General features: G+C 72.2%; 11 protein-coding genes and 1 pseudogene. 5 read left to right on the forward strand and 7 right to left on the reverse strand.

Annotation, left to right across the window (positions count from 1 at the left end; genetic code table 11):
* Positions 1 to 220: 220 nt before the first annotated feature.
* Positions 221 to 448: pseudogene (locus Prum_RS55195) on the forward strand (phosphatase PAP2 family protein); the annotation flags it as partial.
* Positions 449 to 915: 467 nt separating this feature from the next.
* Here the strand turns inward: Prum_RS55195 and Prum_RS28075 are convergent.
* On the reverse strand, positions 916 to 1,560 hold the full coding sequence (locus Prum_RS28075) for a response regulator (RefSeq protein WP_173079221.1): 645 nt from the start codon (positions 1,558 to 1,560) through the stop codon (positions 916 to 918).
* Positions 1,557 to 2,690: a sensor histidine kinase gene (locus Prum_RS28080; protein ID WP_173079222.1), complete on the reverse strand. Its 1,134-nt coding sequence runs from the start codon at positions 2,688 to 2,690 to the stop codon at positions 1,557 to 1,559. The genes Prum_RS28075 and Prum_RS28080 overlap by 4 nt, the downstream gene beginning before the upstream one ends.
* 141 nt (positions 2,691 to 2,831) lie before the next feature.
* Between Prum_RS28080 and Prum_RS28085 the strand changes: the two genes are divergently transcribed.
* The 4 genes from Prum_RS28085 (at position 2,832) to Prum_RS28100 (ending at position 5,904) form a co-directional block, all read left to right on the forward strand.
* Complete coding sequence (locus Prum_RS28085) at positions 2,832 to 3,371, forward strand: hypothetical protein (protein ID WP_173079223.1); 540 nt, start codon at positions 2,832 to 2,834, stop codon at positions 3,369 to 3,371.
* 23 nt (positions 3,372 to 3,394) lie between these two features.
* The gene (locus Prum_RS28090) at positions 3,395 to 3,772 is read left to right on the forward strand and encodes a hypothetical protein (protein WP_173079224.1); all 378 of its coding nucleotides are present in this window, start codon (positions 3,395 to 3,397) and stop codon (positions 3,770 to 3,772) included.
* 22 nt (positions 3,773 to 3,794) lie between these two features.
* Positions 3,795 to 4,424, forward strand: coding sequence for a TetR/AcrR family transcriptional regulator (locus Prum_RS28095; protein ID WP_173079225.1), 630 nt, complete (start codon positions 3,795 to 3,797; stop codon positions 4,422 to 4,424).
* A 508-nt stretch (positions 4,425 to 4,932) separates the two neighbouring features.
* A complete protein-coding gene (locus Prum_RS28100) occupies positions 4,933 to 5,904 on the forward strand; it encodes a DUF2786 domain-containing protein (protein ID WP_173079226.1) in 972 nt (323 codons plus the stop codon).
* Between the two features lie 6 nt (positions 5,905 to 5,910).
* Here the strand turns inward: Prum_RS28100 and Prum_RS28105 are convergent, their stop codons facing one another.
* The 5 genes from Prum_RS28105 to Prum_RS28125 form a co-directional block, all read right to left on the reverse strand.
* Entirely contained in the window at positions 5,911 to 6,234 is a 324-nt protein-coding gene (locus Prum_RS28105; protein WP_218577363.1) for a PepSY domain-containing protein, read from the reverse strand.
* Positions 6,231 to 7,580, reverse strand: a complete 1,350-nt coding sequence (locus Prum_RS28110) for a sensor histidine kinase (RefSeq protein WP_173079227.1) — start codon at positions 7,578 to 7,580, stop codon at positions 6,231 to 6,233. The genes Prum_RS28105 and Prum_RS28110 overlap by 4 nt, the downstream gene beginning before the upstream one ends.
* Positions 7,581 to 7,583: 3 nt before the next feature.
* Entirely contained in the window at positions 7,584 to 8,249 is a 666-nt protein-coding gene (locus Prum_RS28115; RefSeq protein ID WP_173079228.1) for a response regulator transcription factor, read from the reverse strand.
* Positions 8,250 to 8,309: 60 nt separating this feature from the next.
* A complete protein-coding gene (locus tag Prum_RS28120; RefSeq protein WP_173079229.1) occupies positions 8,310 to 8,963 on the reverse strand; it encodes a hypothetical protein in 654 nt (217 codons plus the stop codon).
* A 267-nt stretch (positions 8,964 to 9,230) separates the two neighbouring features.
* Positions 9,231 to 10,523, reverse strand: a complete 1,293-nt coding sequence (locus Prum_RS28125) for an FAD-binding oxidoreductase (protein ID WP_173079230.1) — start codon at positions 10,521 to 10,523, stop codon at positions 9,231 to 9,233.
* Positions 10,524 to 10,861 lie beyond the last annotated feature (338 nt).

A 10,861-nucleotide genomic window follows, 5' to 3' on the forward strand; every position in this document is an offset into this window, starting at 1 on the left:
CGACCGCTTCGACGTCGCGATGAGTGACGACATGCGCCGGTACGGACACGAGCACCTCGGGCTGATCGACGTCCTGCGCGTGGTGACCGACGTGGCGGCCACGCTCCCGTTCGTGGCGGCCGGCATCGCGGCGACGGCGTTCCTGCTGGCGACCGGCCGGCGCCGCCCGGCGTACCTGTGCGCCTGGGTGACCGTGCTGATCCCGGTGCTGTGGGGCGCCATGCACTGGCTGCTGACCCGCCCGCGCCCGCAGGACGGCTTCGTGCTCGTCGACAGCAACGGCTTCCCCAGCGGCCATACCTCGCACGCGACCGCGGCCGGCCTGGTCGCGGTGCTCCTCCTCTGGCCGCATCTCGCACGCGCCGGCCGGATCGCCGTGGTCGCGCTGGCGGTGGTGTTCGCCGTGTTCATCGGCGCGACCCGGGTGATCCTGCTGGCCCACTGGCCCACCGATGTACTCGGCGGCTGGCTCCTCGCATTCGCGGTAGTCCCCTTGGTGGCCCGCGCCCTCTCCGCCCCCACGGCCCTTTCCCTGCCGATCAAGGGCATATGGTCGTGGTTTGATCTCCAATCCACGGCCGTATGCCCTTGGTCGACGCAGAAGTCCTTGATCGACGAGAGGGGCAGAGCGCTGGGCGCCGCCAACCCCGGGCCGGCGCAAGATCTGGCGGCCACGGGGCCATCCGGAATGCGCCCACGCGGCGAGCGCCGTCACGAGTCCCGCCGCAGCGGCGCCTCACCGATCAAGGACTTTCGCGTCGATCAAGGGCAAACGGCCGTGGATTGGAGATCAAAGCACGACCATATGCCCTTGATCGACGAGGAAAGGCAGGGACGAGGAAAGGCAGGGACGAGGAAAGGCAGGGACGAGGAAAGGCAGGGTGGCGCAGAGAGGCCGGGTGGCGGGGCTGTGAGTTATCGCAGGTTGAGGTCTTGGGCTACGAGGGCTGCCTGGACGCGGGTGCGCAGGCCGAGCTTGGTCAGGATGCGGCTCACGTGGGTTTTCGTGGTGGACTCGGCCAGGTCGAGGCGCTTGGCGATCTGCTGGTTGGACAGGCCCTGGCCCAGGCAGGCGAGCACCTCGCGCTCGCGCGGTGTCAGCTCGGCGACCGCCGTACGCAGGGCGTCGGGCGGGTCGGGGGCGGTCGCCGCGAACGCCTTGATCAGTCGCCGGGTCACCGCCGGAGCGATGAAGCCGTCGCCGCGGGCCACCGTGCGGACCGCGTCGACCAGGCCGTCGGCGTCGGTGTCCTTGAGCAGGAAGCCGGCCGCGCCCGCGCGCAGTGCCCCGAACACGTAGTCGTCGAGGTCGAACGTGGTCAGCACCAGCACGTCGGCGAGGTCCGCCGCGACGATCTCGCGGGTGGCGGAGATGCCGTCCAGCCGCGGCATGCGTACGTCCAGCACGGCCACGTCCGGCGCCAGCTCCCGGCACAGCGCGACGGCCTCCTCGCCGTCGGCCGCCTGCCCGACCACCTCGACGTCCGGCGCGCCGTCGAGGATCAGCACCAGGCCGGCGCGTACGGCCTGCTGGTCGTCCGCCACCACGACCCGGATCACGTCGGCAGCTCCGCGTACACCCGCCAGTGGGTGCCGTCGCGGCCCGCGTCGAAGCGGCCGTGCAGCAGCGCGGCCCGCTCGCGCATGCCGATCAGGCCAGCACCCGCCCCGGGTACGGCGGACGCGCCGTTGACCGGGTTCTCGACGGTGACGGTGACCGTGTCCGCGGTGTAGCCGACCGCCACGTCGGCGCGGCCGGTGCCGTGCTTGAGCGCGTTGGTCAGCGACTCCTGCACGATCCGGTACGCGGCCAGGTCGACACCCACCGGCACCGGCCGCGGCTCGCCGGTGGTCGCCAGGCGTACCGTGAGGCCGGCGCCGCGGGCCAGCGCGACCAGGCGGTCCACTTCGGACAGCCGTACCCGGGTCGGCTCGTCACCGCCCTCGCCCTCGCGCAGCAGTTCGATCATCTGGCGCATCTCGGCCAGTCCTTGCACGCTGTTCTCCCGGATGACCTTGAGGGCCTGCTCGACCGCGGCGGGATCCCGGCGGCGTACGGACAGCGCGGCCGTGGCGTGGATGGCGACCGCGCTCAGGTGGTTGGCGATCACGTCGTGCAGTTCCCGGGCCATCCGCGTGCGCTCGGCCGTCACGGCCTGGCGCCGGTCCAGTTCGACGAGGCGGGCGGTCTGCTCGGCCCGAGCCCGCTCGGTGGCCGCCTGGTCCCGGTACTGCCGGACGCTGATCCCGGTCACCACCGGCAGCACCCCGGCGAGCGCGGGCGGCACCGCCAGCACCATCCCGCGCCACGACCCGAAGATCACGACGCCGGCGACCGCGGCCACCCCGGTCAGCCCGATCACCACCCCCAGCAGGGTCCGCCACAGCCGCCGCGAGCCGTACACGCACGAGTCGTAGAGCACCTGCGTGTAGACCAGGATCGTGCCGAGCGAGCCGCCGAGGGCGAGGTCGGCGGTGACCGCGAGCGTGCCGATGGCGAGGCCGGTGCGGGTCGCGATCCGGCGCAGGGCGAGGGCGGCGCACGCCACCACCAGCGGGACGAGGAAGAGCGCCTCGCGCTGCTGCGCGATCGAGTCGATCGTGGGGCCCACGTCGAGCGCGAGCAGCAGGACGCCGCCGGCGAGCGATCCGCCCGCCAGCGCGAGGTCGAACCGCAGCGCCCTGGTCACGCTCCGATCACATCACACGGAACGCCCGCCGGCCTCCGCCCGCGCGACGAGCGGACGCGGTCGCGGGTCCGTCAAAGGGAGTACGCCGATTCCGTCACCGGTGCCGACGCCGTGGCCCCGATGCCCGCCGACGCTGGGGTCATGGTTCTGGCGGTGATCGCTGCGTGCGAGATCGGATTCTGGGTACTGCTCGGCGCCGGGTTGGTGGCCCGGTACCTGTTGCGGATGCGGCGCCTCGGCGGCGTACTCCTGCTGTCTGTGCCCGTGGTGGACGTGGTACTGCTGGCGGCGACGGTGATCGACCTGCGGCGCGGCGCGACGGCGAACTTCACCCACGGGCTCGCGGCGGCGTACATCGGATTTTCGATCGCGTTCGGACACTCCATGGTCCGCTGGGCCGACCAGCGGTTCGCACACCGCTTCGCCGGCGGCCCGCCGCCGTGGAAGCCGCCGAAGGGCGGCTGGGAGCGCGCCCGGTACGAGTGGCGGGAGTGGTGCAAGGGCCTGGCCGGCTGGGCCGTGGCGTGTGGCCTGCTCGGCGCGGGCATCCTGCTGGTCGACGATCCGGGCCGGACCGAGCAACTCGGCGCGTGGATCTGGCGGCTCACGATGGCACTCGTGATCTGGTTGGTCGCGTTCCCACTGTGGGCCACGTTATTTCCTGCACGGGCCAAGGAGTGATGTCATAGGGGCCGGGGAGGCTGGTGCAGGCGAAAGACGCCGGTGAGGAGATCAAGATGGCGCACGGGGAGGCCGAGCACGGCAGCGCCGAGAGCGAGCAGCACTACCTGCTCGGCCAGCAAGGGCTGGCCAGCAGGCACATGCGCTGGGTGTGCGGGGTCGGGCCGCAGCCTGTCGACGGCGTGGTTGGCGACCGCGTCGACGACGAGGCTGAGGCGGAGGCGTCCGACGCGCCACCGGAGGCACCGTTGGACGAGGGGCGCCCGATCGGGGCGGACCGTCGTGGCCCGGCTGTATGCCGATCGAGTCGGCAGGGCTGGGCGGGGGCACACCGCCACGGCGCGGTGCGGCCTCGGGCGCGCGGAAACCGGCGGGAGCGCCCGCCGGACCGCTGGTGCTGATCTCCCTCTCTACGCTGTAGGAGTGCGGGCAAAACAGCAGATTTTGGACGAAGCGCTCGCCTTGGCCGACGAGCGCGGTCTTGGCGCGGTCTCCATGCGGGCCATCGCCCAGCGGTTGGGGCTGACCTCGATGGCGCTGTACCCGTACGTCGGCACCAAGGACGATCTGCTCGACGGCATGGTGGGCCGGCTGCTCGCCCAGCTCCTACCGGCGGGCGACGGCGCGGGCGCCGGCGCGGGCATCGGCGACGGCGAGTGGCGCGACCGGCTGCGTGCGGTGGCCCGCGCCGCCCGGGCCCTCGCCCGCGCGCATCCTGGCGCGTACCCGCTGCTCATGGTCCGTCCGTCGGTCACGCCGGACGCCGTACGGGTGGTCGACGTGCTCTACCAGGTACTGCTGGACGCGGGTGTGCCCGGGTCGGCCGTGCCCCGGCTGGAGCGGATGCTGTCGACGTTCGTGCTGGCCTTCGCCACATCGGAGGTCAACGGGCGGTTCGCGGCGGGCCGCCGGAGCGCGGAGGTCGCGGCCGAGCCCCTGCCCGCCCACCAGCGGCTCGCCGCCTGGCTCGCCGAGGAGATCGACTGGGACGCCGAGTTCGAGGCCGACGTCGACGACCTGATCAAGCTGGTGGAAATCACCGCTAGCCGGTAGTCCGCGCCGTCCAGAGCGCGGAGATGGGTACGCAGCAGAGCTTTTCGCCGAAGCGGAGCGTCTCAGTGCCACAGTAGAGGACGAACCCCGCCGCAAAGCGTGCACTTTACATCTGCCGAGAACTCGAAGGTGTGACTGAGCGTGCGGCGGGGCGGTAGCGCGCACGGACAGCCGGTACGGTGTCGCGAGTGGGCAAGCGCAACCGTGAGCGGCGCCAGCAGAAGCAGGCCAGCCAGCGGGCGAAGGCCAGGGCCCGGGAGCAGCGCCGGGCGGCGTCGCCGTTGGCCGCCATCCAGCAGCTCATCCTCGAGGGAGTGGACGCGCGCCTCGACGGCAACCTGGAGGAGTACGGCCGCGCGGTGAAGGTGCTCGCGGAGCTCGGCGGCGCGGTCGGGACCGTGCTCTTCGACCTCCTGCAGATGGCCGCGGGGGTGCCTGGGAGCGTGGGTGGCAGCCCGCCGACCTGGTTCGGCACACCGGCCGCGAGTTCGACGCCCGGCGCGTACGCATGCTGGTCGACGCGATGGCCGCGGCCATGCGCCCCTTCGCGGCGGCCACAGTGGACGAACGTTGGACCGCGCAGCTCGTGGCGGCCGGCGCGAAGGTGTGGTGGGAGCGCGACGACGCCTACCTCGACGGCTGGCGGGAGCGGGAGGGCGTCGACGAGCAGACCGCGGTCGGGTGCGCGCTCGACGTGCTGTCGGTGCTGGACGTCTTGCCGGTCCTGCCGGAGCTGTGCCCGCCGCCGGGCCAGGCGCGGGGCGGCAGCCTGGGCGTGACCAGCAACCGGTTGGTCGACGCGCGCAAGCTGGACCGGGTACGGGCGCTGCTGGCCAAGGCCGAGTCGACCAGCTTCCCGGAGGAGGCCGAGGCGTTCACCGCCAAGGCGCAGGAGCTGATGGCCCGCCACAGCATCGACTACGCGTTGCTGTCGGAGAGCCGGCGCGACGAGCCGCTGGGTCGCCGGTTGGGTGTCGACAACCCGTACGAGGCGCCCAAGGCCCTGCTGCTCGACGCGGTGGCGAGCGCCAACCGCTGCCGCTCGGTGTGGACCCAGATGTACGGGTTCGCGACCGTCCTCGGGTTCCCGCCCGACCTGGACGCGGTGGAGCTGCTCTACACCTCGCTGCTGGTGCAGGCGACGGCCGCCATGACGTACCAGGGATCGCGTACGGACGCGGCGGGCCGCTCCCGCACGCGGTCGTTCCGGCAGGCGTTCCTGACCGCGTACGCGCACCGGATCCGGCAGCGCCTGGCCGACGCGACCGGCGCGGCGGTGGCCGAAGCGTCGAGCGGCCCGGGGCGCGGCGAGCTGGTGCCTCTCCTGACCGCCCGGGAGGACGCGGTCGACAAGGCGACCAAGTCGATGTTTCCGCAGGTGGTGGGGAAGTCGATGCCGGTCAGCAACCGCGAGGGCTGGATCGCCGGCGTCGCCGCCGCGGACGCCGCATCGCTGGGCATCCGCGGCGAGCTGTCCTAGTCGGTCCTAGTCGGCGTCGCCGGCCTTCTCCTCGTCGGCGCTGGAGCCCACGACGGCAAAGTTCTGGTCGAGCTGGACGTCGACCTGATTGCCGTTGTCGAGCGTGACCTCCACCTCGTAGTAGCTGTCCTCGTCGCCGACCTCGGTCTCGGTCACCCGGCCGCCGCCGGTGTGCGCGAGCGCTGCCGCGCTGGCCTTGGTGAGTGCGTCGCCGGTGATCGGCGTTTCGGAGTCGTCCGTGGCGGCGGCGATCGCGGTGCCTCCACCGGCGCCGACGACGATCACCGCCGCGGCGACGGCCGCCAGGGTCCACTTCATTTTTCGTGTCATGCCGACAGCGTGCCCGGCGCCGGCTGAACAGAGCCTGAACGCAGGCGCACCGTCACCCGGGCGCCGCCGAGCGGGCTGTCCGCGATCTCGACCTGCCCGTCGTGCGCGGCCACGATCTCGGCGACGATGGCCAGACCTAGGCCGCCACCGCCGGTGTCCCGGGCCCGGGCGTCGTCCAGGCGGACGAAACGGTCGAACACGCGTACCCGATCGGCGGTCGGGATGCCCGGACCGTCGTCGTCGACGTGCAGCACCGCCCACCCGTCCTGTTCGCCGAGGCCGAACGCGACGCGGCCGCGCGCGTGGCGCGCGGCGTTGTCGGCGATGTTCCGCAGGGCCCGGCGCAGGGCCATGGTGTCGCCGTCCACCCGGGCCGCCGACACGCCGGCGCTGTCGACGGTCAGCGCGCCGCCGGTACGCAGCCGGCGCGCCTCCTCGAAGACCAGGTCGTCGAGGTCGGTGGCCTGCCGGCGGAGCTGGAGCGTGTGCTCGTCGACCCGGGCCAGCAACAGCAGGTCGTCGACCAGCCGCTGCATGCGCAGGCTCTCGCCGAGCGCGGTCTCGGCCAGGCCGTCGAGGGTGATCCGGCCCGGGTGGGCGAGGGCGACCTCGGCGTGCTGCCGGATCGCGGCGACCGGCGAGCGCAGCTCGTGCGAGGCGTCGGAGACGAACCGGCGCTGGCGGTCCTGGGCCCGCTGGAGCCGGTCGAGCATGCGGTTCATGGTGGCGGCCAGCCGGGCGATCTCGTCGCGGCCGGGCGGCTGCGGGACGCGGCGGTGCAACTCGGCGGCCGATATCTCGTCGACCTCGCCGCGGATCGCCTCGACCGGGGCGAGGGCCCGGCCGACCACGCGCCACGCCGTGCCGGCCATGACCAGCAGCATGACCGGCAGGCCGGCGGCCAGCAGCAGGGTGACCGCCTGGGTCGACTCGGCCACCGGGTCGAGGGACCGGGCGGTCAGCACGGTGAACCGCCCACCGGCGTCGGTGGCCACGGTCAGGAACTCGTCGTCCTCGAATTCCACGTCCACGTGCGCCGTCTCGCCGGGGCTGAGACGGGCGACCGCGGGCTGACCGGCGAGCTCCGGGCTGGCCGCGACGACCGTTCCGTTCCGGTCCAGGACCTGGACGAACCCCTCGTCGGACTCCCCGGCCGCCACGAACTCGGGTGAGCTGCCCGCCTCGAGCAGTCCGGCGATCTGGATACCGCGCAGCTCGGCAGCGGACTCGATCTCGCGGGTGAGGATCACCCGGAGCGCCACCACGAGCGCCACCGCGCCGATCACCAGCGCCAGGCCCACGACGGCGACGGCCGCGGCGGTCGTGCGCACCCGGACCGAGCGCATCGGTCAGCCTCCCTCGGCCGCCAGCCGGTACCCGGCCCCGCGTACCGTCTCGATCGTCGCGCGGCCCAGCTTGTCCCGCATGCGCCGGATGTAGACCTCCACGATGTTCGGGTCGCCGTCGAAGTCGAAGTCCCACACGTGCGCGATGATCTCGCGCTTGGAGACCACCTCGCCGGCCCGCCGCATCAGAAACTCCAGCAGCGACAGCTCCCTGTTCGTCAGGCTCACCTCGACGCCGTCCCGCCAGGCCCGCCGGGCCGCCGGATCGAGGCGCAGGTCCCCGGCGGCCAGCACCGCCGGCCGCTCGCGCGCGCCGCGCCGCACCAGCGCCCGCAGACGAGCCACGAGTACGGCATGCGAGAACGGCTTCGTGAGGTAGTCGTCGGCGCCGGTGTCCAGCCCTTCGACCTCGTCCCATTCGCCGTCCTTGGCGGTGAGCATCAGGATCGGCGTCCAGACGCCCTCGTCGCGGAGCGTCTGACAGATCTTGTAGCCGTTGATGCCGGGCAGCATGACGTCGAGCACGATCGCGTCGTGCGGCTGCTCGCGCGCCAGCCACAGCCCGTCGGTGCCGTTGAGGGCCACGTCGACCGCGAACCCCTCCGCCGAAAGGCCCGCACGCAGCCCAGCGGCGAGCCGCGGCTCGTCCTCCACCACCAGAATCCGCATGCGGGGCGCCCTCCTACCCCACATCCTCACCCTGCGCGCCTGAAACGGCGCTGAAAAGCCCTATCGGGTACGCCGGCGGACCAGCAGCGAGATGCCGGCCAGCCCGATGGTGATGACCAGGACGACGGCGCCGTTGAGCAGCAGCACCTCGCGCAGGTCGCCGAGCAGCTTGTCGATGTCCTTGCCCGGGTTGAGGGTGTCCTCGTCGAAGACCCGCTCGCCGCCGCCGATGCCGCCGTCGTGCAGCGAGTCGGGCTGCATGGGCAGCGGCACGCCCGCCGAACGCAGCGTCTCCGACATCGTCAGCCGGCCGTAGAACCAGGCGGCCGTGGTCTTGCGCTTGTCGGGCTGCTTCGCCGGCCGGAACGCCCGCGGCCCGCCGGTCGCCAACGGGTACAGGTCGTACGTCTGCTTGGCCGCCTCGCCGACGTACACGACGACCGTGTACTTCGGGCCGAGGTTCTTCGCCTTGGGCGCGGTGGTCTGGGCCTTGGCGGTGCTCAGCCAGCCCACCTGACCCAGCACCGCGGTCAGCAGCTCGGGCTTGTCTTCGGCGTTGATCCTGATCGGGTCGCCCAGACCCTCACCGGCGATCGTCACCGCGGTCGGCTTGGCGGGCGCGGCATTGGCAGCGGACGACACCGTAAGTGGCGCGGCCGCCACCATGAGTACCGTGCCGCTCAGAAACCATCGCCGGCTCACCCCTGCGACCATGATCGACCTCCCCGCCCCGTTGGATGGTCCCGCTGCCCTGGCGCGGCCGACAGATCCGCGTTTATTTCAAAGACTCCGCCGAAACGCGTGTGGTTGCATCCGTGGGCCAGGTTTTTGGAACTATCTGCGATCGTTGACCGACTGAAGCAAGGCGATCACCGGCGGCCGAATCGTAACGTACGCCTGCTCGCTACGCCGTTCCGCCAGTTAGGGCCTGTGTCGTCGTCTGGGTCCGCCGCAGCCCGGTCATCCACTTCGACACAGGCCCTACGGCCTGTGGCTTGCCGGTCGGACGTTGTGGTTCTGGCTGAAAAGGTTGGCCGGGTCGTACGCCCCCTTGATTGCGGCGAGCCGCCGGTACGTGGCCGGCGGGTAGACGGTGGCGACATCCTGGTCGGTCGCGGTGGTCAGGAAGTTGCCGTACGCGCCGCGGGTCAGCGAGCCCAGCGTCCGCCACAGCTCGCCGAACCGCTCCACCGCCGCGGCGGACGTGTCGAACTGGACGGTCAGCAGCATCGCCTCGCTGTCGCGGTGGGCGAACGCGGTCGCGTCGCTCGCCACCCGACCGAACGCGCCACCGAGGCCCCTCAGTTCGACGTACACGCCGAGCGCGGCGCCACCGGCCAACGCGGCGTCGATCAGCTCGTCGGTGCAGTCCGGGACCAGGCCGTTGCGGACCACCGGCCGGAAGCCGGGCGGCAACTCGCCCACCGACTCCAGCACCTCCGGGTAGCGCCGCACCGCGATGTCCTGCCCCAGCACCGTGCCGAGGCGCAGCAGCGGCCCGATCGCCGCCCGCGCCGCCGGCTCGGCATCGGCCGGGCAGCACACCGCGACCATCACCGGCTGCCCCGGAAAGACCCGCGCCGTCGTCGTGACATCGTCACCCGCCGTACGCAGGAAATCCCGCCAGCGCCGCAGCACCGCCGCGGTCTCCTCGACCGGGTACGTCACCGTGCCGTAGAGGACATTGCGTAGCGGCTGGGCGATCACCTCGAACGCGGTGACCACGCCGAAGTTTCCGCCACCCCCGCGGATCGCCCAGAACAGATCGGCGTGCTCGTCCGCGCTGGCCCGCACCACCCGGCCGTCCGCGGTGACCACCTCGGCGGCGACCAGGCTGTCCAGGGCCAGCCCGTACTTGCGTACCAGCCAGCCGATCCCGCCGCCCAGCATCAGCCCGCCCACACCGACGCTCGCGGTGTCGCCCGACGAGATGGCCAGGCCATGCTCGGCGAGCGCCTCCGCCACGTCCTTCCAGCGCGCGCCGGTGCCCAGCCGGACCAGTCGCCGGTGTACGTCGACGACCTCGACGGTGTCGAGCGGCGACAGGTCGATCACGACACCGCCGATGTTCGTACCGAAGCCGGCGCCACTGTGCCCGCCGCTGCGTACGGAGAGCACCAGGCCGTTGTCCCGGGCGTACCCGATGGCGTGCCGCACGTCGTCGCTGCTATGACAGCGCACGATGAGGGCCGGCTCGCCCTCATGCACAAAGGTGCGCCGCAGCGCGTCGTACGCCTCGTCGCCGGGCCGCACTACGTCGAGCGTGGTGACCATGTCTCCTCCAAGGTGATAAGTGCCTTCTCCTCCTTGGTCGGAGCCACACCCTCACCCTCGACACCTTCGCCAAGGTTTCCTCCGCCAGCCGCGCGCCGCCCCGCCGCGGCCGTGCGCCGCGCCTCCGCCGGCCGTGCGCCGCCTCCGCCGATCAAGGCCCTCCCCGCCGATCAAGGGCAAACGGCCGTGCTTTGATCTCCGATCCACGACCGTTTGCCCTTGATCGGCGTGAGAATCCTTGATCGGCGCCGTGGAGTTAGGGGTTGGGCAGCGCGCGTCTGATCCCGCGGAGCTTTTGATCTTTCTTGGTGGGCCAAACCGGGATCTTGCGTCCGGTT

Source organism: Phytohabitans rumicis, from assembly GCF_011764445.1.
Taxonomy (GTDB): domain Bacteria; phylum Actinomycetota; class Actinomycetes; order Mycobacteriales; family Micromonosporaceae; genus Phytohabitans; species Phytohabitans rumicis.

Excerpts from the sequence above, each read along its gene's own strand:
- Prum_RS28085 (WP_173079223.1), top strand. The coding sequence starts at position 2,832 with ATGGTTCTGGCGGTGATCGCTGCGTGCGAGATCGGATTCTGGGTACTG.
- Prum_RS28100 (WP_173079226.1), top strand. The coding sequence starts at position 4,933 with ATGCTGGTCGACGCGATGGCCGCGGCCATGCGCCCCTTCGCGGCGGCC.
- Prum_RS28105 (WP_218577363.1), bottom strand. The coding sequence starts at position 6,234 with ATGACACGAAAAATGAAGTGGACCCTGGCGGCCGTCGCCGCGGCGGTG.
- Prum_RS28110 (WP_173079227.1), bottom strand. The coding sequence starts at position 7,580 with ATGCGCTCGGTCCGGGTGCGCACGACCGCCGCGGCCGTCGCCGTCGTG.
- Prum_RS28115 (WP_173079228.1), bottom strand. The coding sequence starts at position 8,249 with ATGCGGATTCTGGTGGTGGAGGACGAGCCGCGGCTCGCCGCTGGGCTG.
- Prum_RS28120 (WP_173079229.1), bottom strand. The coding sequence starts at position 8,963 with ATGGTCGCAGGGGTGAGCCGGCGATGGTTTCTGAGCGGCACGGTACTC.
- Prum_RS28125 (WP_173079230.1), bottom strand. The coding sequence starts at position 10,523 with ATGGTCACCACGCTCGACGTAGTGCGGCCCGGCGACGAGGCGTACGAC.